This window comes from Streptomyces sp. NPDC002125 (genome assembly GCF_053593715.1).
In genome coordinates, this window is the sequence record NZ_JBSFDD010000043.1 from 1 (window position 1) to 23,255 (window position 23,255).

General features: G+C 70.9%; 21 protein-coding genes. 13 read left to right on the forward strand and 8 right to left on the reverse strand.

The window, feature by feature from the left end; translation table 11 throughout:
* A partial coding sequence (locus ACWCQM_RS39030; RefSeq protein WP_450919825.1) for a DnaB-like helicase N-terminal domain-containing protein occupies positions 1-756 on the forward strand: 756 nt, incomplete at its 5' end.
* A gap of 61 nt (positions 757-817) precedes the next feature.
* A complete protein-coding gene (locus tag ACWCQM_RS39035) occupies positions 818-2,188 on the forward strand; it encodes a DUF317 domain-containing protein (RefSeq protein WP_450919826.1) in 1,371 nt (456 codons plus the stop codon).
* Between the two features lie 405 nt (positions 2,189-2,593).
* Here the strand turns inward: ACWCQM_RS39035 and ACWCQM_RS39040 are convergent, their stop codons facing one another.
* Both ACWCQM_RS39040 and ychF read right to left on the reverse strand, forming a co-directional pair.
* Positions 2,594-3,481, reverse strand: a complete 888-nt coding sequence (locus tag ACWCQM_RS39040) for a DUF5655 domain-containing protein (protein WP_450919827.1) — start codon at positions 3,479-3,481, stop codon at positions 2,594-2,596.
* A 335-nt stretch (positions 3,482-3,816) separates the two neighbouring features.
* Entirely contained in the window at positions 3,817-4,905 is a 1,089-nt protein-coding gene (gene ychF, locus ACWCQM_RS39045) for a redox-regulated ATPase YchF (protein ID WP_073744780.1), read from the reverse strand.
* Positions 4,906-5,135: 230 nt separating this feature from the next.
* On the opposite strand from ychF, the gene ACWCQM_RS39050 reads away from it, so the two are divergent.
* On the forward strand, positions 5,136-5,759 hold the full coding sequence (locus ACWCQM_RS39050) for a DUF6542 domain-containing protein (protein ID WP_450919828.1): 624 nt from the start codon (positions 5,136-5,138) through the stop codon (positions 5,757-5,759).
* A gap of 143 nt (positions 5,760-5,902) precedes the next feature.
* On the opposite strand, the gene ppgK is transcribed toward ACWCQM_RS39050, so the two are convergent.
* Together ppgK and ACWCQM_RS39060 are read right to left on the reverse strand one after the other, a co-directional pair.
* Complete coding sequence (gene ppgK / locus ACWCQM_RS39055) at positions 5,903-6,640, reverse strand: polyphosphate--glucose phosphotransferase (protein ID WP_450919829.1); 738 nt, start codon at positions 6,638-6,640, stop codon at positions 5,903-5,905.
* Between the two features lie 133 nt (positions 6,641-6,773).
* On the reverse strand, positions 6,774-7,814 hold the full coding sequence (locus ACWCQM_RS39060; RefSeq protein WP_450919830.1) for a 4-hydroxy-3-methylbut-2-enyl diphosphate reductase: 1,041 nt from the start codon (positions 7,812-7,814) through the stop codon (positions 6,774-6,776).
* 78 nt (positions 7,815-7,892) lie between these two features.
* On the opposite strand from ACWCQM_RS39060, the gene ACWCQM_RS39065 reads away from it, so the two are divergent.
* From ACWCQM_RS39065 to ACWCQM_RS39080, 4 genes are all read left to right on the forward strand, one after another.
* Positions 7,893-9,236: an APC family permease gene (locus ACWCQM_RS39065; protein ID WP_450919831.1), complete on the forward strand. Its 1,344-nt coding sequence runs from the start codon at positions 7,893-7,895 to the stop codon at positions 9,234-9,236.
* A gap of 74 nt (positions 9,237-9,310) precedes the next feature.
* Positions 9,311-10,522 carry an exodeoxyribonuclease VII large subunit gene (xseA, locus tag ACWCQM_RS39070; protein WP_450919832.1) on the forward strand — a complete coding sequence of 404 codons (1,212 nt, stop codon included), beginning with the start codon at positions 9,311-9,313 and terminating at the stop codon, positions 10,520-10,522.
* A gap of 40 nt (positions 10,523-10,562) precedes the next feature.
* Entirely contained in the window at positions 10,563-10,817 is a 255-nt protein-coding gene (locus tag ACWCQM_RS39075; RefSeq protein ID WP_073746040.1) for an exodeoxyribonuclease VII small subunit, read from the forward strand.
* 477 nt (positions 10,818-11,294) lie between these two features.
* Complete coding sequence (locus ACWCQM_RS39080) at positions 11,295-11,885, forward strand: malonic semialdehyde reductase (protein WP_450919833.1); 591 nt, start codon at positions 11,295-11,297, stop codon at positions 11,883-11,885.
* 69 nt (positions 11,886-11,954) lie between these two features.
* Here ACWCQM_RS39080 and ACWCQM_RS39085 read toward each other — a convergent pair whose 3' ends face one another.
* A complete protein-coding gene (locus tag ACWCQM_RS39085; protein ID WP_450919834.1) occupies positions 11,955-12,476 on the reverse strand; it encodes a DUF4245 domain-containing protein in 522 nt (173 codons plus the stop codon).
* Positions 12,477-12,620: 144 nt separating this feature from the next.
* Between ACWCQM_RS39085 and glpX the strand changes: the two genes are divergently transcribed.
* Complete coding sequence (glpX, locus tag ACWCQM_RS39090) at positions 12,621-13,652, forward strand: class II fructose-bisphosphatase (protein ID WP_030561311.1); 1,032 nt, start codon at positions 12,621-12,623, stop codon at positions 13,650-13,652.
* A gap of 106 nt (positions 13,653-13,758) precedes the next feature.
* Here the strand turns inward: glpX and ACWCQM_RS39095 are convergent, their stop codons facing one another.
* A complete protein-coding gene (locus tag ACWCQM_RS39095; protein WP_450919835.1) occupies positions 13,759-14,355 on the reverse strand; it encodes a TetR/AcrR family transcriptional regulator in 597 nt (198 codons plus the stop codon).
* Between the two features lie 99 nt (positions 14,356-14,454).
* On the opposite strand from ACWCQM_RS39095, the gene ACWCQM_RS39100 reads away from it, so the two are divergent.
* Positions 14,455-15,387 carry a zinc-binding dehydrogenase gene (locus ACWCQM_RS39100; protein WP_450919836.1) on the forward strand — a complete coding sequence of 311 codons (933 nt, stop codon included), beginning with the start codon at positions 14,455-14,457 and terminating at the stop codon, positions 15,385-15,387.
* Positions 15,388-15,449: 62 nt separating this feature from the next.
* Here ACWCQM_RS39100 and ACWCQM_RS39105 read toward each other — a convergent pair whose 3' ends face one another.
* On the reverse strand, positions 15,450-15,821 hold the full coding sequence (locus ACWCQM_RS39105; protein ID WP_267073853.1) for a WhiB family transcriptional regulator: 372 nt from the start codon (positions 15,819-15,821) through the stop codon (positions 15,450-15,452).
* A 163-nt stretch (positions 15,822-15,984) separates the two neighbouring features.
* A complete protein-coding gene (locus ACWCQM_RS39110) occupies positions 15,985-16,656 on the reverse strand; it encodes a DUF1707 SHOCT-like domain-containing protein (RefSeq protein WP_450919837.1) in 672 nt (223 codons plus the stop codon).
* 191 nt (positions 16,657-16,847) lie between these two features.
* Here ACWCQM_RS39110 and ACWCQM_RS39115 point away from each other — a divergent pair, with 191 nt between their 5' ends.
* The 4 genes from ACWCQM_RS39115 to ACWCQM_RS39130 all read left to right on the forward strand — a co-directional run bounded on the left by ACWCQM_RS39115 (position 16,848) and on the right by ACWCQM_RS39130 (position 23,195).
* Complete coding sequence (locus ACWCQM_RS39115) at positions 16,848-18,515, forward strand: fumarate hydratase (RefSeq protein ID WP_450919838.1); 1,668 nt, start codon at positions 16,848-16,850, stop codon at positions 18,513-18,515.
* A 173-nt stretch (positions 18,516-18,688) separates the two neighbouring features.
* On the forward strand, positions 18,689-20,092 hold the full coding sequence (locus ACWCQM_RS39120; protein WP_450919839.1) for a class II fumarate hydratase: 1,404 nt from the start codon (positions 18,689-18,691) through the stop codon (positions 20,090-20,092).
* Positions 20,093-20,136: 44 nt separating this feature from the next.
* Entirely contained in the window at positions 20,137-20,856 is a 720-nt protein-coding gene (gene fomD, locus ACWCQM_RS39125) for a cytidylyl-2-hydroxypropylphosphonate hydrolase (protein WP_450919840.1), read from the forward strand.
* Positions 20,857-21,248: 392 nt separating this feature from the next.
* Positions 21,249-23,195 (forward strand): SpoIIE family protein phosphatase, encoded by a 1,947-nt coding sequence (locus ACWCQM_RS39130; protein WP_450919841.1) that lies wholly within the window; start codon positions 21,249-21,251, stop codon positions 23,193-23,195.
* Positions 23,196-23,255 lie beyond the last annotated feature (60 nt).

Genomic DNA, 23,255 nt, shown 5'->3' on the forward strand with positions numbered 1-23,255 from the left:
CGCCGTCTGGCCGCCGCCGCCCAGCGCCTCACGCACACCGCCGCGGACACCTCACTCCCCCAGCGCGTGGCCGCCACCCTGGACGAGGCTGACGCTGTTTTCACCGTGGTGGACGACATCGCCGCCCGCTTCCCCCCGCATCCCGGATCCCTGCCCCGCACGGCCGCTCCCGCGCCGGTACCGACCGTGGATGAAGAAGCCTCAGACGACGAGCGGCTGCTCCTCGCGACCGTGACCGCCAGCCCCAGCGGCATCGAGCAAATGCGGTGGCTGACGCCCGGCGACTTCACGCACCCGCTGCACGCCGAGCTGTGGCAGTGCCTGACGGCCCTGGACCGGCGCGGCACTCCCATCGACCCCGTGACCGTCCTGTGGGAGGCACAGCACCACGGGCTCCTGCATCCGGGGGCCGACCCGCGCGAGCTGCTGGGGCTCCTGTCCGGGTCGTTCGGTTCCCCCGAACACTGGGGCGAGCGCGTCGTCCAGCGCTCCCTCCTCTCCGCCGCCGACCACGCTGGCCGGATCATCGAGGCGTTCACCGACGACGCGGCCAGCACGCCCTACCAGCTCGTCGTCGGCAGCCGCCGCGCCCTCGCCGACCTGTCAGCCGTGCGTACCCGATGGCGACACGCCACCTCCCCCTCTCCTCAGCCGGCCGACCGGACCCCCCGCGCACGGGCCACGAGAGCCGCAGGCGTGCCCCGCGCCGGCCCCCCGCAGACCACGGCCCCCTCCGCCACGCGCAGTCCCCGCTGACCCCCACCCGCCGGTTGTCGGGCCCTTCGCGTCCCGGCAACCGGCAGGAACGAGACCCCGCATGACAACTCCCTCCATCGACGCCCATGTCCGCCTTGACGTCCACCCTCACCACTCCAGTGCCGTGACCGCCGTCCTGACCGGTTCCCAGGCCCATATCGCCCACGCGGCCCTGGAGGCCGGCAACTGGAGCGCCGTGGGCAACAGCACTCTTGTTCTGGCCCGCATCGATCACGAGGAGCCTTACTGGGCCGAGTGGGCAGCCGAGCAACTGGCCGCTGACGGCATCACCGTCGAGATCACCCCGAAGCTCCGGGAAGCCATGGACGAGGAATGGACCTGGGCCAACTACCCGATGCACTGGTGCACCCGCAGCGAGATCCGCCAGGTCTCCGACGACGCCCAGAAGATCCACGACGACATCCGCCACGGCCATCTCCTCATCCACGCCCACGCCCACGATGGCCACACAACAGTCGCGGTCGGCACATACCTCCACCGGAACGGCAAGTCCGTCTACCTTCACGGCGAGAACCATCTGCGGCAGGTCGCCGACATTTTCGACTCACCCGCTGCAGCCCTGGTCGCCTTCGAAAAGGCCCACGGCGCCGCCATGCGACCCGGCCCAGCTCCCCTGACCGACACCGAGCAGGACACCGCCCAAGCCCGAACCTCATTCGGCCCACCCACCGCCAGAGCTGAGTCTTCGCGCCCGGAACCGGAAACCGTCCCCGCATACGCGGCCGACGCCGGCAACCACGACGCCCTCCTGGAAACCTTTCTCGAAGATCATCGCGACTGGCAGAAGTGGCGCACCTGGTCCGACGACACGACCCACGCCATCCACGAGGACCAGACCCTGCGCATCGAGCACGTCCACGAAACGCAGGCCCGCGAGACCGCCTGGACCATAGCCGCCTACGAGAGCCCCGTCTCCGACCGCATGTGGGTCCTCACCGCTTCCGGCGCCACCCCTGCCCCGGTGATGCGGGAGCTGCTGAACCAGCTCGCCGACGGTGACGGCTTGGACACAGCCATCGGTACCCCGGTGGACGAGAAAATGGTCACCGCGGCCACGCAGCCGCTATCCGACGCCGGGTGGAAGCACACCGTGGATGGGCGATGGATCCGCTGGACATCCCCCGGCGGTGATGCGGGCATCCGCTTCGACGCCTTCACCGCACAGCACCCGAGCCAGAACCTGGCCACATGGACCGTGTGGGCCGGCTCTGATCCGGACAGCCCCATTTGGACCGTCACCGCGTCTCCGCACACCCCCAGCTCACTGCTGGCGGACCTCACCGAGAACCTCGCCCACGGAATCGGCACGCGCAAGACGCCAAAGACATCCCGGCGCATCGCCACGACAACCACCGTGCCTCCCGGCCTTCCACGGGTCTACAAGCACCAGCCGGTCGGCAGGAGCTTGTGACGACCGGCCCATCGCCCAGCCCGGGGCGCCGGGTGCCGCGAAGGCGACCCGGCGTTTTCGACTGGCTGGGCCCAACTCAAGACTCTCGTACCGCCAACGGCGCACTTCAAGTCCCCTTCTCCCACCGCTATGGCGACAGAGCACAGCACTAGAAGGACGGCCTGGACGACCACGGAGCACGCCGACAGATGTTTCAGCGCATCCCCGCCCACAGACGCGCTGACGCGAGCCACCAATGACTGGGGCACGGCCGCGCAACATAGCGCGGGATCGCCGGTTAGCCAAACCGGCGATCCCGCGCATCATTGATAGTCCACCGCCACGTCCCACCCACACGTCGAAAGGCGCCACCCCACGACTGCAGAGCATCCACGAAGCAGCCACGGCCAAGAGGCCGGCAAGCGATCACGCCGCCGCGTAGCTCAACCGGAACAGATCCTGCGCCCGCTCTACGTCCCTCGGTGTACGGAGCTGGACCTCAAGATCGCCCGTCCCGTGGTGACCGAGCCCAGACACGTCCCGGGTAAAACCCGGAACGAGGTTCACGTCCGCCGGGTCGACCTTCAGGTAGACCAGCAGCTTGCTCCGTTGCGGCGGACACAGGCAGGCGAAGTTCCGCAGGCGCTGGTACGCCCGGTACTGCTTGCGATCCACGCGGTTCACGCCGTCTCCGAGCCCGAGCAGTACCTCGTCGACCGCGCCCGCCAGCTCCATCATCGCCGTCTTCCGGACGTCCGCCGCGGCGTGGGTGACAGAGGGACGCCGCGCCCGGCGTGACACTTGCGTGTCGCCGCCCACCGAGGCCACGGTCTCAAGGCCGAGCAGGTCGCTGCCGAAGAGTCGGTAGCGGACCAGGTCGATCGAGCGCCGGTGCTCACGCACGGCATGCACGTCGTAGCGAGTGAAGTCGCCGGCGATGCAGATGAGGCGCGGGCCGCTCCATAGCACCTGGGACGCGGCCGTCACCCCGAGCCGGTCGCGGACCAGGCGCTCGAACTCAGCCCGGTGATCCATCAGCCAAGCCAGGTAGAACAGGCCCTGATGGATCACACCGGCATCTGTGCCGCGCTTGTACTCGACGATGACAGGCGACCCGTTCTCGTCCAGCCCTAGCGAGTCGATCCGACCTCCGTGGACCTGTCCGGTGCGGTGCTCGCTCGCCAGGAACCGCACCCCCAGCAGCATCTCCATGTGCGCCTCGACAAAACCCTGCACATCCGCCTCGACATCAGCAAGATGCGGCGTGACCTCGGTCACGCCGCCTTTTGTGTTGAACAGCTTCAGGCCCGACACCTTCCCCTCCTCGGCTCAGAGTTCATCAACGCCGAGTGAGCACAGGTTTGTTTCCGTGAGCGGCCTCGCGGCCGTGAAAGAAGTGTGTGCGGATCGCTCGACCGCGCACTGTTACCCCTCTTCACGACTGCCGCCACAGGGTCTTGAGGAGCCTCTCCAGGATCCAGCACCGATCCAGCACCGTGCGGGTGATGAGGGGTGACGACAGGTGACGAGGGGTCAGATTATCCAGCACCGATCCAGCACGGGAAAAAACTAGGGGCCCGACTCCGAAGAGTCGGACCCCATCTGACCTGCAGGTTTGCCAGATCATCGACGTGGTGGTATGTCACCCGCTACACATTGAAGCGGAACTCCACGACGTCCCCGTCCTGCATCACATAGTCCTTGCCCTCCATGCGCGCCTTGCCCTTGGCGCGGGCCTCCGCGACCGAGCCGGTCTCGACGAGGTCCTCGAAGGAGACGATCTCCGCCTTGATGAAGCCCTTCTGGAAGTCGGTGTGGATCACACCGGCCGCCTCCGGGGCCGTGGCGCCCTTCTTGATCGTCCAGGCGCGGGCTTCCTTCGGGCCTGCCGTGAGGTAGGTCTGGAGGCCCAGGGTGTCGAAGCCGACGCGGCCGAGGGTGGCGAGGCCGGGCTCTTCCTGGCCCATGGACTGGAGGAGTTCGAGGGCCTCCTCGTCGTCCAGCTCGATCAGCTCGGACTCGATCTTGGCGTTGAGGAAGATGGCCTCCGCCGGGGCGACCAGGGCGCGCTGCTCGTTCTTGAAGTCCTCGTCGACCAGCTCGTCCTCGTCGACGTTGAAGACGTACAGGAAGGGCTTCGTCGTGAGCAGGTGCAGCTCGTGGAGCAGGCGGCCCTTCTCGGTGCCGGCGGTGATGCCCCGGGAGAAGAGGGTGTCGCCCGCTTCCAGGATCTTCTGGGCCTCCTCGACGGCGGCGAGGACCGCGACCTTGTCCTTCTGGAGGCGGGACTCCTTCGTCAGGCGCGGTACGGCCTTCTCGACGGACTGGAGGTCGGCGAGGATCAGCTCGGTGTTGATCGTCTCGATGTCGTCCTTCGGCGAGACCTTGCCGTCGACGTGGACGACGTTCTCGTCCTTGAAGGCCCGGATGACCTGGCAGATGGCGTCGGACTCGCGGATGTTCGCGAGGAACTTGTTGCCCAGGCCCTCGCCCTCGCTCGCGCCCCGCACGATGCCCGCGATGTCGACGAAGTCGACGGTGGCGGGGAGCAGCTTCTGCGAGTTGAAGATCTCGGCGAGCTTGTCCAGGCGCGGGTCGGGGACGCCCACGACGCCGACGTTCGGCTCGATGGTGGCGAACGGGTAGTTGGCCGCCAGCACGTCGTTCTTGGTCAGGGCGTTGAACAGGGTCGACTTACCGACATTCGGCAGGCCGACGATTCCGATCGTGAGCGACACTTTGGCGACTTCCTGAAGTGAGGAGAGGGGGCTGTGCGGGCGGGCCGCGCGTGGACCCGATTCTCCAGTTTACGGGCGGGGCGGCGCTGCCCGTCACGGGTGCGGGGGCGGGACGGTCCCGGGGCCGAACGGTTGTCTTTCGGCCGTGTGGCATCGAACGCAAGGCCAAGGTCATCCAAAGGGCGTGTCCCGCACCCGCGAGGGGCCGTCCCGCGACCTAGGTTGTCGGGGTGGAGCAGCACAGGACACGTACCCCGCAGCGCAGGCAGCCCTCCCCGGCCCCGCCCGCCCCGCCCGTCGGCCTCGGCGAGGCCACGGCGGCGGCCGGATATCCGGTGTCGGTGGCTGTCGCCCCCGCGCCGGCGACGGGGCAGGGGGTCTCCGGGCCGCGGGCCGGTGGCGTCGCGCCCGTGGTGCTGGCACTGCGCCGCTTCCCCAACCCCAGGCTGACCGGCATCGGCGCCGGGCTCTTCGCGGCCCTGACGATGTTCCTGCTGGCCTGCCTGGACCGGCTGCTACTGGGCGCCTCCGAGACGGTGTACGGGGTGCTGTTCCTGCTGGTCAGCGCCCTGACTGCCTACTGGGTGCGGCCCGCCGACCTGGTGACCGCCCCGATCATCGTGCCCATCGCCTTCGCGGTCGGCGTGATCCCCGTCGCCGGGGGCACGGGCGGCTTCGGCGGGCAGACCATGGCGGTCGTGACCGCGCTCGCCGTCCATGCCGGCTGGCTGTACGGGGGCACGCTCATCGCCGGTCTGATCGCCTCCGTGCGGAAGGTCCGGCAGATGCGGGAGCGGCAGCGGCACCTGGTCAGGGCCGACCGCGCCGCCGCCGCCCGCCGCCCGCGTCCGTAGGGCCACCGGGGTCACTGCCCGCCGCATGCGGACGTAGAGCCACCGAAGCCACTACCCGGCGGCCCGGGGTCGCTGCCCCGCCGCATGCGTACGGGGTCACTGCCCGGCGCCCCGGGGCACGGGTTACTTGCCGGCGCCCCGCGTCACTTCCCCGCAGCCGCCATGGCCGCGCCCACGATGCCCGCGTTGTTCTGCAGCTCCGCCGGGACCATCTCGGCCCGTACGTGTTCGATCAGCGGCAGAAACTTCTCCGCCTTGCGGCTGACGCCGCCGCCGATGATGAAGAGCTCGGGCGAGAACAGCATCTCCACGTGCACCAGGTACTTCTGCACCCGGTGCGCCCAGTGCTGCCAGCTCAGGTCCTCGTCCTCCTTGGCCTTCGTGGAGGCGCGCTTCTCGGCGTCGTGGCCGTGCAGCTCCAGGTGGCCGAGCTCGGTGTTGGGCACGAGATGCCCGTCCGTGAAGACCGCGCTGCCGATGCCCGTACCGAGGGTCAGCATGATCACCGTGCCCTTGCGGTCACGGCCCGCGCCGAAGGTCATCTCGGCGATGCCCGCCGCGTCGGCGTCGTTGAGGATCGTGACGCTCTGCCCGATGCGGTCGCTGAGCAGCGCCCGGGCGTCCGTGTCGATCCAGCCCTTGTCCACATTGGCGGCGGTCCTGGTGATGCCGCCGGTGACGACTCCGGGGAACGTGATGCCGACCGGCCCCTGCCAGTCGAAGTGGCCCACGACCTCGGCCACACCGTCGGCCACGCTCTGGGGCGTGGCCGGGTGAGGTGTCAGTACCTTGTGGCGCTCCCGCGCCAGCTCTCCGCGGTCCAGGTCAACGGGCGCACCCTTGATCCCCGAACCGCCGATGTCCACACCGAAGATCTCCATGCGATCCACGGTACGGGCAGGTGGCGCGTATCACTCCCCGGAGGGGGCGATCCGGCGGAAGCTCCCGGGGCGCCCGGCCGGTTGCCCGGCCTCGATGCCCCGGGGCGTACGCCCGTCCGCCCGGCTGTTCCGCCTATTCGGCGGAGAGCGCGGCGGCCTCGGCGCGCAGGTCGCGGCGGAGTTCCTTGGGGAGGGAGAAGGTGATCGACTCGTCGGCCGTCTTCACCGTCTCCACGTCCGCGTAACCGCGCTCCCCGAGCCATTCCAGGACTCCGTCGACCAGGACGTCGGGAACCGAGGCGCCCGAGGTGAGGCCGACCGTGGTGACGCCTTCCAGCCATGCCTCGTCGATCTCGCTCGCGAAGTCCACCAGGTGGGCGGCAGGCGCGCCCGCGTCCAGGGCGACCTCGACCATGCGGATCGAGTTGGAGGAGTTCTTCGAGCCGACGACGATGACCAGCTCGGCGTCCTCGGCCAGCTTCTTCACGGCGATCTGGCGGTTCTGCGTGGCGTAGCAGATGTCGTCGCTCGGCGGGGAGAGGAGGTTCGGGAACTTGTTCTTCAGCGCCCCGACGGTCTCCATCGTCTCGTCGACGGAGAGCGTGGTCTGGGAGAGCCAGACGACCTTGGACTCGTCGCGGACCTCGACGTTGGCGACGTCGTCGGGGCCGTCGACCAGCGTGATGTGGTCGGGGGCCTCACCGCTGGTGCCGATGACTTCCTCGTGGCCCTCGTGGCCGATCAGGAGGATGTCGTAGTCCTCCTTGGCGTAACGCACGGCTTCCTTGTGGACCTTGGTGACCAGCGGGCAGGTCGCGTCGATCGTGGCGAGCTTGCGCTCGGCGGCCTCGGCGTGGACGGTCGGGGCGACTCCGTGCGCGGAGAACATCACGATGGAGCCCTCGGGCACCTCCGCGGTCACGTCGACGAAGATCGCGCCCTTCTTCTCGAGTGTCTGCACGACGTACTTGTTGTGCACGATCTCGTGGCGGACGTAGACCGGGGCCCCGTACTGCTCCAGGGCCTTCTCGACGGCGATCACGGCGCGGTCCACGCCCGCGCAGTATCCACGGGGCGCGGCGAGCAGGACACGGCGGTTGTCACTGCGGCGCGGAGCGCCTCCGCTGGGGGCGGCGGCGGATGACGGGCTGGGCGTTGCAGTCATGCGTCCCATCGTAAGGCCGTATCGAACAGGCGCCGGATCGACGGGGTCGGGAGACTGAGGCGTAGCGCAGACAGCGACGGAGGGTACATGACCGGCAGCAGGACCAACGAGGGCAGGCTGCACCGCACACTCGGGTTCCGGGACCTGGTGGTCTACGGGCTTCTGTTCATCGCCCCCATGGCGCCGGTCGGCGTGTTCGGCACGCTGGACGCCAAGTCCGACGGGGCCGTGGCACTGGTCTATCTCGTGGCGACCGTGGTCATGGCCTTCACCGCCTTCAGTTACGCGCAGATGGTGCACGTCGCGCCGCTGGCCGGGTCGGTCTTCGCGTACGCCCGCAAGGGGCTGGGGGAAGGGCCCGGGTTCATCGCCGGCTGGATGGCGATGCTCGACTATCTGCTCATCCCGGCGGTCGCCTACCTCTTCTCCGGGATCGCGATGAACGCGCTCGTCCCCGAGGTGTCGCGGTGGGTGTGGACGGCGATCGCGGTCGTGGTGACGACCGCGCTCAACCTCTGGGGCGTCCGGGCTGCGGCCAGGGTGGGCTTCGCGGTGCTCGCCATGGAGATCGTGGTGCTGCTGGTGTTCGTGGTCTCGGCGGTGGTGGTGCTGGCCAGGGACGGGGCGCAGCGCGGCTGGCTGACGCCGCTGACCGGGGACTCCGGGTTCTCGACGACGGCGGTGCTGGGAGCGGTGTCCGTCGCGGTGCTGTCGTATCTGGGCTTCGACGCGATCGCCTCCTTCGCCGAGGAGGTGACGGGCGGTTCGGCGAAGGTGGCGCGGGCCGTGCTGTTCTGCCTGGTGCTCGCCGGGGTGCTGTTCGTGGTCCAGTCGTATCTGGCGGCTCTGCTGGAGCCGGTGAGCTCGGCGGAACTGGCGGCCGATCCGGCGTTGCAGGGCTCCGCCTTCTACGACGCGGTGGACGCCTCGGTCGGGACCTGGCTGCACGACCTGGTGGCCGTGAGCAAGGCGATCGGGGCGGCGTTCGCGGCGCTGGCCGGGCAGGCGGCGGCCGGGCGGCTGGTGTTCGCCATGGCACGGGACGGCCGGCTCCCCTCGTTCCTGTCCCGGGTCGACGGACGGTCCGGGGTGCCCCGGGTCGCGATCGCGGGTGCCGCGGTGGTGACCCTGGTGGCGGCGGTGTGGGCGGCCCGGCGCGACGACGGGCTGGACCATCTGGTGTCGGTGGTCAACGTCGGCGCGCTCACCGCGTTCGTGCTGCTGCACGCGTCGGTGGTGGGCTGGTTCGCCGTACGCCGCATGGAGGGGCCGCCGAGTTGGTGGCGCCATGTGCTGATGCCCGTGGTGGGCGCGGCCATCCTGGTCGCGGTGATCCTGGAGGCGACGACGAGCGCGCAGCTGGTCGGGTTGTGCTGGCTGGGGATCGGGCTCGTGGTGCTGGCGGTGCAGTGGGGGCGGCGGGCGGCGTGACCTTCTGTCCGGGCGGCGGGGCGGCGGGGCGGCGGGCCGCCTGATTGTCGGTCGCGGCCGTTACGCTCGCCCGTATGGCTCTCACTACGTCCCCGGAAGCCCCGCTGCCCGTCGGCGACGTGTCACGCCTGATCGGCGGCTGGATCGACCGGCTCGGCGCGGTCTGGGTCGAGGGCCAGATCACCCAGCTGTCCCGGCGGCCGGGCGCCGGGGTGGTCTTCCTGACGCTGCGCGACCCGTCGCACGACATCTCGGTGAGCGTGACCTGCTTCCGGCAGGTCTTCGACCGGATCGCCGATGTGGTGACGGAGGGCGCGCGGGTCGTCGTCCTCGCCAAGCCCGAGTGGTACGCCCCCCGGGGGCAGCTCTCCCTGCGGGCCACGGAGATACGGCCGGTGGGCATCGGCGAGCTGCTGGTGCGGCTGGAGCAGCTGAAGAAGTCGCTGGCGGCCGAGGGGCTCTTCGCCCTGGACCGCAAGAAGCCGCTGCCGTTCCTGCCGCAGCTGATCGGGCTGGTCTCCGGGCGGGCCTCCGCCGCCGAGCGCGATGTGCTGGAGAACGCCCGGCGCCGCTGGCCCGCGGTGCGCTTCGAGGTGCGCAACACCGCGGTGCAGGGTGTGCACGCGGTGAACCAGGTGGTCCAGGCGGTCAAGGAGCTGGACGCGCTGCCCGAGGTGGACGTGATCGTCGTCGCCCGCGGCGGCGGCAGCGTGGAGGATCTGCTGCCGTTCTCGGACGAGGAGCTGATCCGCACGGTGGCCGCGTGCCGTACGCCGGTGGTCTCCGCCATCGGGCACGAGCCCGACTCGCCCCTGCTCGACCTGGTGGCCGATGTGCGGGCGTCGACGCCGACGGACGCGGCGAAGAAGGTCGTACCGGACGTGGGCGAGGAGCTCGACCGCGTGCAGCAGCTGCGGGACCGGGCGCTGCGGACCGTCCGGGGGCTGATCGACCGCGAGGAGCGGGGGCTGGCGCAGGCGCTGGGCCGCTCCTCGATGGAGCGGCCGCAGCGGATGGTGGACGAGCGCGAGGCGGAGGTCGACGCGCTGGTGGGGCGCAGCCGCCGCGTGCTCGGCCATCTGCTGGACCGCGCCGACTCCGAGCTCGCCCACACCCGGGCCAGGGTGGTCGCGCTGTCGCCCGCGGCGACGCTGGAGCGGGGTTACGCGGTGCTCCAGCGGCCGGACGGCCATGTGGTGCGCTCCCCCGCGGATGCCGGGGTGCCGGGCGGCGAGCTGCGGGCGCGGGTCTCGGAGGGCGAGTTCACCGTACGGGTCGCGGAGTGAGGGGCCCGTACTGTCGGAGCCCCCGCATAGGGTGGAAGGCATGACGGACGACGGGACGACGACGGCTGCCGCGACGGGCACGCTCGGCTACGAGCAGGCGCGGGACGAGCTGATCGAGGTCGTACGCCGCCTGGAGGCGGGCGGCACGACGCTGGAGGAGTCGCTGGCCCTGTGGGAGCGCGGCGAGGAGCTGGCGAAGGTGTGCCGGCACTGGCTGGAGGGCGCGCGCGCCCGGCTGGACGCGGCGCTCGCCCGCCCCGAGGAGCCTGCTGCGGACGGCGGCGGCACGGACTGAGCAGCGCGCGGGCCGCCTTTTCGGGCGGCCCCGCACGCGCCCTGCAACCCGGGCCCACATGCGCCCTGCGGCTCGTGCCCACACGCGCTCGGCGGGCCGGGCCCCGCGCCCGCCAGGTGATCCGGCCGCGCGAGCGGTTCCGTGCGGCCCGGCCCCGCACGCGGTTCCGTTCGGCCCGTATCCGGCACGCGCAGATGCCCGTGGTCCCGCACGCGCCGACGCCCGGGGTCCACACGCGCCGATGCCCGGGCCCCGCAGGCCCGACGCCCCGGCCCCGCACGCGCCGACGCCCACGGCCCGCAGGCCCGATGCCCCGGCTCAACGAGCGCCCCTCACCCGGCCCCATGTGCGCCCCGTGACCCGGCGCGCTTGTGCCATGGATCACTCCGAGGCCGATTTAGTTGAACCTTAATCTATTTCTCGGTTACGGTGATCACATCGCTTGACCCCCGCATCCATCCGGAAGGTACCCCCCAGATGTCCCTCGTCCTTGACCCCGCCGCCCAGGACCTCCTCTTCCGCGAGGCCCGCACCGCGAACACGTTCACCGACGAGCCGGTGACCGACGAGCAGGTCCAGGCGATCTACGACCTGGTCAAGTACGGCCCCACCGCCTTCAACCAGTCGCCGCTGCGCGTCGTCCTGGTCCGCTCCCCCGAGGCCCGTGAGCGCCTGGTCGCGCACATGGCCGAGGGCAACCGCCCGAAGACCACGACCGCCCCGCTGGTCGCGCTCCTCGTCGCGGACCACGAGTTCCACGAGGAACTCCCGGCACTCCTGCCGCACTTCCCGCAGGCCAAGGACGCCTTCTTCTCCGAGCGCCCGGTCCGCGAGCAGTCCGCCGCGCTGAACGCCGCGCTCCAGGCCGCCTACTTCATCATCGGCGTCCGCGCCGCCGGCCTGGCCGCGGGCCCGATGACCGGCTACGACGCCGCCGGCATCGAGAAGGAGTTCCTGGACGGCGACCACAAGCTGCTCATGGCCGTCAACATCGGCAAGCCGGGCGAGGACGCCTGGTTCCCGCGCCTGCCGCGCCTCTCCTACGACGAGGTCGTCACCACCGTCTGATCCGCACGCTGTACGACAGGAAGGCCCGCGGCGCCGAGCGCCGCGGGCCTTCCTGTCGTCACGGGGCCCTCAGGAGGCCGTCTTCAGCGCGGCGGCCATCTCCGCCAGCCGCTCGGTCGGGGCCGAGCCCGTGACCACCGTGGTGACACCCTCGGCGTGCAGCACGAGGGCGTCGTACTTCGGGCCCTCCCAGCGCTCCCACTCCTGGCCCGCCACCTCATGGGTGCGACCGGTGTTCCTGGCGTTCTGGCTGACCTCGGGGACGTACTTCTTCGCCGGGTTCGTGGACTGCTCCACCGCGACGTACTTGCCGTCGGGGTCGAGGAAGCCCAGGTGCCACCCGGCGCCCGACTGACCCTCGTACGACACGGAGGTCGGCTTCCAGTCCTTCGACAGTCCGGCCGGGGCCGCCACCGGATACGGGGCGGCGCGACGGGCCGTCGCGAGCTCGACCCGGTAGTCGACCGCCTTGATGGGGTCGAGCTTGTCGTCGTGCGGAATGAAGAGGTAGACGACGCCCGCCACTGCGGTGATCACGAGCATCGACAGGAACATGTCCCGGACGGTCTGCTTGCCTCGCATGCTTGCCACGGACTCAATGGTGGCATGAGCCTCCGAGCGCCCCGCCAGCGGGCATCCGCTCATTCGTGACCCGGTCTGCTCATTTTATCGACCTACCGATAGAGTCACAGCACCCTCTTTTCCGGTCGTCGTCGTACAGAAAGGTGCGCTCCGATGTCCGAGCATCATCTGCCGTCCCAGCTCGAGGTCTCTCCGGAGGCCCCCGACCGCAACCTGGCCCTGGAGCTGGTCCGGGTGACCGAGGCCGCCGCCATGGCCGCCGGGCGCTGGGTGGGCCGCGGCGACAAGATCGGCGCCGACGGTGCCGCCGTGAAAGCCATGCGCACGCTCGTCTCCACGGTGTCGATGAACGGTGTCGTCGTCATCGGTGAGGGCGAGAAGGACGAAGCCCCCATGCTGTTCAACGGCGAGCGCGTCGGCGACGGCACCGGGGCCGAGGTCGACATCGCCGTCGACCCGATCGACGGCACCACGCTCAACGCCAAGGGCATGCCGAACGCGATCGCCGTGCTGGCGGCCGCCGACCGCGGGGCGATGTTCGACCCGTCCGCGGTCTTCTACATGGACAAGCTGGTGACGGGGCCCGAGGCGGCGGACTTCGTCGACATCAACGCGCCCGTGGCGGTGAACATCCGGCGCGTCGCGCGGGCGAAGAACTCCACGCCCGAGGACGTCACCGTGGTCATCCTGGACCGCCCCCGCCACGAGGGCATCGTCAAGGAGATCCGGGAGACGGGCGCCCGGATCAAGTTCATCTCCGACGGCGATGTGGCCGGCTCGATCATGGCGGCCCGCGAGGGCACCGGCGTCGACCTGCTGATGGGCATCGGCGGCACGCCCGAGGGCATCATCTCGGCGTGCGCCATAAAGTGCCTCGGCGGTGTCATCCAGGGCAAGCTCTGGCCCAAGGACGAGGCCGAGCGGCAGAAGGCGCTGGACGCGGGCCACGATCTGGACCGGGTGCTGTCGACCGACGACCTGGTCAGCGGCGACAACGTGTTCTTCGTGGCGACGGGGATCACCGACGGTGAGCTGATGCGCGGTGTGCGGTACCGCGCGGAGACGGCGACCACCGAGTCGATCGTGATGCGCTCCAAGTCCGGCACGATCCGGACGATCTCCTCGACCCACCGGCTGTCGAAGCTGCGCGCCTACAGCGCCATCGACTTCGACCGCGCCAAGTAGTACGGGCGCCATGACCGCGTGACCGTGGGGGCCGCCCGGGCAGGGCGGCCCCCACGGTCATGACAGCCATGCCCCCACCGAGCCACGGCCGGCCCCACTCGCGCGCTCAAGCCTCCAGGGCGAGAGCGGAGTCCATGGACGACCAGGACCGGCGCAGGAGCGCCGGCAGTTCGCCCGGTACGCAGTCGGGCAGCCACTCGTCCAGCGTGCAGCGCCAGGCGGCCACGAAGCACTCGGTGAGGAGCCGCAGTTCGAAACGGTTCCCCGTGTCCAGCCGGTGCGCGATCTCGGCCTGGACCTCGGCGCAGTGCCGCAGGGAGTACCCGTCGAGCGCGGGCGAGTCGGCGATCAGCCGGAGGGTGAGCGGGAAGCGCCGGTACCAGTCCTCGTCCATGCGCTCCAGCGTGGTCAGCATCGCCTCGAGAAAGACGTCGGCCAGCCGCCCGGTCCTCTCCATGCGGTCCAGCACGTCCAGGTAGACGTCCCAGAGCTGCCTGGCCGCGGTGTGCGCCACCTCCTCCTTCGACCGGAAATTGCGGAAGAAGGTCCGCCTGGACACCTCCACCTGCTCCAGCAGCGCGTCCAGCGGGGTGCTGTCGAATCCACGTTCGCCGAAGAGTGTGACGGCGGTGTCGGCCAACTCGTGGCGCGTGCGCAACTTCTTGCGTTCGCGCAGCGTGGCGGGCTGTTCAGGGCTGATCACCGGATCGACTCTACCAAGCACGCCGGATGCGCGCATATGCTCTACTGAGGCAAGTGCCACAGTGTGGCACTTCACTCCGCCTCGCGAAGGGGACCTCCTGTGCGCGCACTCGTCGTCGACCACACCTCGCCCGGACATCTGTCACTGACGGATGTCCCCGACCCGCGGCCCGCACCCCACGAGGCGCTCGTGCGGGTCGAGGCGGTCTCGCTGAACTTCGGCGAGGTCCATACCGCGACCGGTCCGGAGTTGCCGGACGGCACCGTGCCCGGCTGGGACGCGGCCGGCGTGGTCGTACGGGCGGCCGCCGACGGCTCGGGCCCGGCAGAGGGAGCGAGGGTCGTCACCCTCGGCGAGGCCGGCTGGGCCGAACTGCGCGCCACACCTGCCACCCTGCTCGGCACCGCGCCGAAGGACGCCGACCCCGGAGCTCTGAGCACCGCACCCGTGGCCGGGCTGAGCGCCCTGCACGTGCTGCGCCGGATGGGCTCACTGCTCGGGCGGCGCGTGATAATCACCGGCGCTTCCGGCGGCGTGGGCCGTTACGCCGTCCAACTGGCCGCCCGTGCGGGCGCAGACGTCGTCGCCATCAGCCGGAACCCGGCACAGGCGGACGGCCTGCGGGCCCTGGGCGCCCACGAGGTGCACCCCGAACCGGCCGCCGTGCGGCAGCCGGTGTCGGCCGTCCTGGACAACGTCGGCGGACAGCACCTCGTCGACGCCTTCGCCTCCCTGTCGGCAGGCGGCACCCTGTTCAGCGTGGGCCGCTCCGCCGAGAGCGACGTGGTACTGCCACCGGATGCCCTGCTGGGCAACGAAGGACGTCACGACAGGTCGATCCGGACCTTCTTCCTCCTCGGCGACCCCACCACCGACTTCTCCGCGGACCTGACCTGGCTGGCCGGAGAACTGGCGGCGGGCCGCCTCGATCCGGGCATCAGCTGGCGCGGCCCCTGGGCTCGCCACTCCGAGGCCGTGCGGCTGCTGCTCGACCGACGGCTCCACGGCAAAGCCGTCCTCGAAGTCGGGTGACGGAGGGTGGCCGGCGGCAGGTGACGGCCGGCGGGCGACAGGAGGCAGGCGACGGGCGGAGGTCAGCCTGCCGCGGCTATGCGCTCCGCCGGGGCCGCCGCCTTGAGCTCCATGTCGCGCCTGCGGCGCCGGGCGAGCACCACGCGGCGTTCGGCGGCGGTCAGGCCGCCCCACACGCCGTAGGGCTCGGGCTGGATGAGCGCGTGCTCCCGGCACTCCACCATCACGGGGCACCTCGCGCAGACCTGCTTCGCCGCCTCTTCGCGGGACAGCCGGGCAGCGGTCGGCTCCTTCGACGGGGCGAAGAACAGCCCGGCTTCGTCCCGGCGGCACACCGCCTCCGAGTGCCAGGGCCCCGCCTGGTCCTCCCGCACGGGGGTGCGCTGGGACGGAACGGCGGCGACCTGCAGGGGCTGATGCGGCGAATGCAGCACGGTCCACTCCTGACGACGGCTTGGGCTTCGTGAGCGCGAGGCGATGCAGCCTTCCCTACCCGCTGTACGCACGCCTATGCACTGAGTGGCGCCGCTGTCGGCCTCGCACAAGGCCGCCGAATCACCATCTGGCCGGAATTCGATTCTTGCCGGCCGGCCGTCGTCAGTGGCCCAGATGCTTGCGCAACTGCTTCTGGAGATTGGCAACGAGCTTTCCACGCTTGGGTTTTGCCTCGACGCTGCCGAGAATCGAATAGCCGTTCACGAAGACGACCGGTGCTTCCGGGTCTGCGGATTCCAGTGTGTCGACCTCGAAATTGCCGAAAATCCCCGTCCCGCTGCCGCGCAGCGAGATGTTCTCGGGCACTTTGATGTCGACACTGCCGAAGAGGGACGTCGCGTTGATGACCGTCAGCCGCTGACCGAACAGCGCCTCGGTCAGATCGATCTCGACGCTGCCGAAGAGCGCGAACGCGTTCGTACGACCGGCGACCCGCCAACGGCCCTTGCGGGTGGAGCCGCTGAAGACGGCGACCAGGTTCTCGGCAGGACCGGCGGGCACGTCGGCCCCGCTCATCCGGTGCGCGGCGGGCTGCTGGGCGGCGCCGCCCTGCACCGGCAGGTCCTGCACCAGGGGCTCCAGCTCGCCGACGGTCTTGGCGCGGTAGACCAGGTCGACCCGCTCGGCGTGCTCCTCGGCGGTCAGCCGGCCCTCGGCCATGGCGTCGCGCAGGATGTCCGCGATCCGGTCGCGGTCCGCGTCGGACGCCCGGATTCCGGTCGGCGCGGGTCCGGTGGGAGCGACGGGCTGCTGAGGCTGCTTCTCGAGGTCCACCGGACCAGCGTACCCAAACGCGATAGATCGCGACTAGTACCCCGGCAGGCCCGCCCCGATCCGCACCGAAGAAATCGAGCCACTCCGGGTGAGCCTTACCTCACAGGTTCGGCCCGTCCATCGCGTTCTACCCTGGTTGCTGCGCTGCCCAAGGGTGGACAGCCGCTGTCGCCGAGTGAGGAATGGCCGTAATGCCAGAGTTTGCGTACTCCGATCTGCTCCCTCTGGGAGAGGACACCACGCCGTACCGGCTGGTGACCGCCGAGGGCGTCTCGACCTTCGAAGCCGACGGCCGTACGTTCCTCAAGGTGGCTCCGGAGGCTCTGCGCACCCTCGCGGCCGAGGCCATGCACGACATCTCGCACTATCTGCGGCCCGCCCACCTGGCGCAGCTGCGCCGCATCGTGGACGACCCGGAGGCCTCGTCCAACGACAAGTTCGTCGCGCTGGACCTGCTGAGGAACGCGAACATCGCCGCCGCGGGCGTCCTTCCGATGTGCCAGGACACCGGTACGGCGATCGTCATGGGCAAGCGCGGGCAGAACGTCCTCACCGAGGGCGGTGACGAGGAGGCCCTCTCGCGCGGCATCTTCGACGCGTACACCAAGCTCAACCTGCGCTATTCGCAGATGGCCCCGCTGAACATGTGGGACGAGAAGAACACCGGCTCGAACCTCCCGGCGCAGATCGAGCTCTACGCGACCGACGGCGGCGCGTACAAGTTCCTCTTCATGGCGAAGGGCGGCGGCTCGGCCAACAAGTCGTTCCTCTTCCAGGAGACGAAGGCCGTCCTCAACGAGGCCTCCATGATGAAGTTCCTGGAGGAGAAGATCCGTTCGCTGGGCACGGCGGCCTGCCCGCCGTACCACCTGGCGATCGTGGTCGGCGGCACGTCGGCGGAGTTCGCGCTGAAGACCGCGAAGTACGCCTCCGCGCACTACCTGGACGAGCTGCCCTCCGAGGGCTCCCCGACCGGCCATGGCTTCCGGGACAAGGAGCTGGAGGAGAAGGTCTTCGAGCTGACGCAGAAGATCGGCATCGGCGCCCAGTTCGGCGGCAAGTACTTCTGCCACGACGTGCGCGTCGTGCGCCTCCCCCGGCACGGCGCCTCGCTGCCCGTCGCGATCGCCGTGTCGTGCTCGGCCGACCGCCAGGCCACCGCGAAGATCACCGCCGAGGGCGTCTTCCTGGAGCAGCTGGAGAAGGACCCGGCGCGCTTCCTGCCCGACACCACGGACGAGCACCTCGACGAGGCCGGTGACGTCGTACGCATCGACCTCAACCGCCCGATGGACGACATCCTCGCCGAGCTGACCAAGTACCCGGTCAAGACCCGGCTCTCGCTGACCGGCCCGCTCGTCGTGGCGCGTGACATCGCGCACGCCAAGATCAAGGAGCGGCTCGACGCGGGCGAGGAGATGCCGCAGTACCTCAAGGACCACCCGGTGTACTACGCGGGCCCGGCGAAGACCCCCGAGGGCTACGCCTCCGGCTCCTTCGGCCCGACGACGGCCGGCCGCATGGACAGCTATGTCGCGCAGTTCCAGGCGGCGGGCGGCTCCAAGGTGATGCTCGCCAAGGGCAACCGCTCCAAGCAGGTCACGGACGCGTGCGACGCGCACGGCGGCTTCTACCTCGGCTCGATCGGCGGCCCCGCCGCGCGCCTCGCGCAGGACTGCATCAAGAAGGTCGAGGTCGTCGAGTACGAGGAGCTCGGCATGGAGGCGGTCTGGAAGATCGAGGTCGAGGACTTCCCGGCGTTCGTCGTCGTCGACGACAAGGGCAACGACTTCTTCACCGAGCCCGCCCCGGCACCGACCTTCACCAGCATCCCGGTGCGCGGTCCCGGCCTGGGCTGACCGTCCCCGGCAGTGATCCCAGGGGTGCCCGGCCGCCGGCCGGGCACCCCTGGGGCGTTTCCGCCGCGTCCGACGCGCCGGAGGCCTCCGCCCGGGTACGTTCCGGTACGGACGGCGCCGGGGGAATACGTGGAACACCCCGCGTGCTCATCTGCATCAGGAGGTTGGAACACATGGACGGATCGGCCGGGGAAACGACGTATCGCGTCGAGCACGACTCGATGGGCGAGGTGAGGGTCCCCGCGCACGCCAAGTGGCGGGCGCAGACGCAGCGGGCCGTGGAGAACTTCCCCATCTCGGGGCAGCGGCTGGAGCGGGCGCACATCGAGGCGCTGGCACGGATCAAGGCGGCCGCCGCCAAGGTCAACGCCGAACTGAAGGTGCTGGACCCGGACATCGCCAAGGCCGTCCAGGAGGCGGCGGCCGAGGTGGCCGCGGGAAAATGGGACGAGCACTTCCCCGTCGACGTGTTCCAGACGGGCTCCGGCACGTCCTCCAACATGAACACCAACGAGGTGCTGGCCACGCTCGCCACCGAGCGGCTGGGGCGCGAGGTCCACCCCAACGACCACGTCAACGCCTCGCAGTCCTCCAACGACGTGTTCCCCTCGTCCATCCACATCGCCGCGACCGCGGCCGTCACCGCGGACCTGATCCCGGCGCTGGACCATCTGGCCGCCTCCCTGGAGCGGAAATCAGCCGAATTCGCGGACGTCGTGAAGTCGGGCCGTACGCACCTGATGGACGCCACGCCCGTCACCCTGGGCCAGGAGTTCGGCGGTTACGCGGCTCAGATCCGGCACGGCGTCGAGCGGCTGCGCTCCTCGCTCCCCCGGCTCGCCGAACTCCCTCTGGGCGGTACGGCGGTGGGCACCGGCATCAACACGCCGCCCGGCTTCTCGGCCGCCGTGATCGCCGAGGTCGCCCGCACCACGGGCCTCCCGCTCACCGAGGCCCGCGACCACTTCGAGGCGCAGGGGGCCAGGGACGGGCTCGTGGAGGCGTCCGGCCAGCTCCGCACCGTCGCCGTCTCCCTCACCAAGATCTCCAACGACCTGCGCTGGATGGCCTCGGGCCCACGCACCGGGCTGGCCGAGATCGCTCTGCCCGACCTCCAGCCCGGCTCGTCGATCATGCCGGGCAAGGTCAACCCGGTCATCCCCGAGGCCGTGCTGATGGTCGCCGCCCAGGTGACGGGCAACGACGCCACGGTCGCCGCGGCGGGGGCCGCGGGCAACTTCGAGCTCAACGTGATGCTTCCGGTGATCGCGAAGAACCTGCTGGAGTCGGTGCGGCTGCTCGCCAACGCCTCCCGGCTGCTGGCCGACCGCACGGTCGACGGCATCACGGCCGACGCCGAGCGCGCCCGGCGGTACGCGGAGTCCTCGCCCTCGGTCGTGACCCCGCTGAACAAGTACATCGGTTACGAGGAGGCGGCGAAGGTCGCCAAGAAGTCCCTGGCCGACGGCACGACCATCCGGGAGACCGTGCTGGCCGGAGGGTACGTCGAGCGCGGCGACCTGACCCGGGAACAGCTCGACGAGGCCCTCGACGTGTTGCGTATGACCCGGCCGTGACCTTTTACGGCGCGTGACGTCGGGGTCGTCCCTAAGATCTCTTCATGACAGCGACGGAAGCGGGTACGGGAGCAGGCACCGGGGCGGGTGCGGGGGACGGCGGGCGCTGGGCACCGGGAGACCGGATCCTGTGGCGTTACCGGGCCAACGGCGGGCCCGGGGCCGAGGGTGGCGACGCGGTGCACATCTGCCGGCCCGTCACCGTCGTCCAGGACACCGACGAGCTGCTGGCCGTGTGGATGGCGTCCGGCACCGAGTGCGTGAGACCCGTCCTCGCCGACGGCACCCAGGTGCACGCCGAGCCGCTGGCCACCCGCTACACGCGCCCGCGCACGACGGTGCGCTCGCGGTGGTTCGGCTCCGGCGTGCTCAAGCTCGCCCGGCCGGGTGAACCCTGGTCGGTCTGGCTCTTCTGGGACCGCGGCTGGCTCTTCCGCAACTGGTACGTCAACCTCGAGGAGCCCCGCTCACGCTGGTCCGGAGGGGTGGATTCCCAGGACCATTTCCTCGACATCTCCGTGCGCCCCGACCACAGCTGGGAGTGGCTGGACGAGGACGAGTTCGCCCAGGCGCAGCGGGTCGGGCTGATGGACGCGGCCACCGCCGCGCGGGTGCGCGAGGCCGGTCTGGCGGCCGTCGAGGTGATCCAGCGCTGGGGCCCGCCGTTCAGCGACGGCTGGGAGCACTGGCGGCCCGACCCCCGGTGGCAGGTGCCCCCACTGCCGGATGACTGGGACCGCACCCCTGCCCCCGCGCCGTCGTGAGACCCTTGATGCACCCCAGGGGGGCAAACGTAGGATCGCCCTCCATGAACCGCTGCGCCGGACACTCCACCGGACCGCTTCACCGCAACCGGCGTGAACGGCCAGGGAACTGACCACCAGTCACCAGATGTATCGCTTGAGTCACACCGGTCACGAAGCCGGGTGGACACGCGGTCGGACGAACCACTACGAGGGGGTGGAGACGTGCTCGCCTTCCGCTGCCCCGTCGCCGGGAGACGCCGCGCCGGGCCCCCGGGCGGCCGTTCGGTTTCGGCCCCTTTTCCGAGGGCATCCGGTGACAGCCGTTGTTCTCATCGCGCTCGCCGGGGCACAGTGGCGCCCCACAAGGTGATTGCCTCATACAACCGGCCCGGACGGACGGAACCCCACGCGTGACGGAGCATCCCACCTCCCACGAAGGCCGGCAGCCCCTCGCTGCGCGGCCGCAGGAACGCGCCCGGCCCCGGCAGCAGGAGGCCCCGCCGGGCGCCGCTGCCACCGCCGCGATCCCCGGCCCCTCCCGGGTACCCGGCACGGCCGCCAACGCGGCGAACCCGGTCCCGAACAGCGCGCCCGTGCCGGGCACGGACCCCGCCGCACCCGGAACCGACCCCCAGGCGGTCAGCCGACGCGAGGGCGACCGGCTGCGGTTCGTCGGCGCCGCGACGCGCCGGATCGCCCGGGGCATAGACCTGGACGAGATCGTGCTGGGTCTGTGCAGGGCAAGCGTGCCCACGTTCTCCGACGCCATACTCGTCTACCTCCGCGATCCGCTCCCGGTGGGCGACGAGCGGCCCGTCAGCCCCTTCGTGCTGCGGCTGCGGCGTACCGACAGGCTGCGGCTGACCGACGAGGAGAGCGACAGCGGGCCGGAGGGCGAGCGGCTGCGGCTGTCCGTCACCGATGCCCAGGCGGGGCTGCTGCCCGCCGCCGACCTCTGCGAGATCCGGGCGGGCGGCGCGCTCGCCGAGGTGCTGCGCGGGGTGCGGCCGGTCTTCGGGGACTCCGCCGCGGCCCGTGTCGCCCTGCCGGAGCTGCTGGGGGCGGGCCATGCCGTGCCCACCGGCCACCGCGCGATCCTGGCGCCGCTGCGCGGCAGGCGCCGGGTGATCGGCGCCGCCGTCTTCCTGCGCGGCACGGAGCGCCCCCCGTTCGAGGCCAACGACCTCCTGGTCGCGGCGCAGCTGGCCACGCACACCGCGCTCGGCATCGACAAGGCCGTGCTGTACGGCCGCGAGGCCTACATCGCCGACGAGCTCCAGCGCACGATGCTGCCGGATTCACTGCCCCAGCCCACCGGCGTACGCCTGGCTTCGCGCTATCTCCCGGCCGCCGAGACGGCCCGGGTCGGCGGGGACTGGTACGACGCGATCCCGCTGCCCGGCAGCAGGGTCGCCCTGGTCGTCGGTGACGTGATGGGCCACTCCATGACGTCCGCGGCGATCATGGGCCAGCTGCGCACCACCGCCCAGACCCTGGCGGGCCTCGACCTGCCTCCGCAGGAGGTCCTGCACCATCTGGACGAGCAGGCGCAGCGGCTCGGCAGCGACCGCATGGCGACCTGCCTGTACGCGGTGTACGACCCGGTCGCGCACCGGATCACCATCGCCAACGCGGGCCATCCGCCGCCCGTTCTGCTGCACCTGGGCGGCCGTGCCGAGGTGCTGCGGGTGCCGCCCGGGGCGCCGATCGGGGTGGGCGGGGTCGACTTCGAGGCCGTCGAACTGGACGCGCCGGCCGGGGCCACGCTGCTCCTGTACACGGACGGCCTGGTGGAGTCCCGGATGCGCGACGTCTGGACGGGCATCGAGATCCTGCGGGAGCGGCTCGCGGCCACCGCGCAGCTGACCGGGCCCGATCATTCGCCGCCGCTGGAAGCGCTCTGCGACGACGTGCTGGACATGCTCGGCCCGGGCGACCGGGACGACGACATCGCGCTGCTGGCCGCCCGCTTCGACGGGATCGCGCCCAGCGATGTCGCGTACTGGTATCTGGAGCCGGAGGACGCGGCGCCGGGCCGGGCCCGCAGGCTGGCCCGCAGGGCGCTCGGCCGGTGGGGTCTGGACGACCTGTCGGACGAGGTGGAACTGCTGGTCAGCGAGGTGGTGACCAACGCCGTGCGGTACGCGGAGCGACCGGTGACGCTGCGGCTGCTGCGTACGGACATCCTGCGCTGCGAGGTCGGGGACGACTCCCCGCAGCTGCCCAGGCAGCGGCGGGCGCGGGAGACCGACGAGGGCGGGCGCGGGCTGTTCCTGGTGAACCGGCTGGCCAGGCGGTGGGGGGCGACGCGGCTCTCCACCGGCAAGGTGGTCTGGTTCGAGATGGCCACTCCGTAGGGGCCCGGGCCTGCCGTTGGGCCAGGGCCGGCTGTGAGGGGCCCGGGCCGTGGGCGCCCG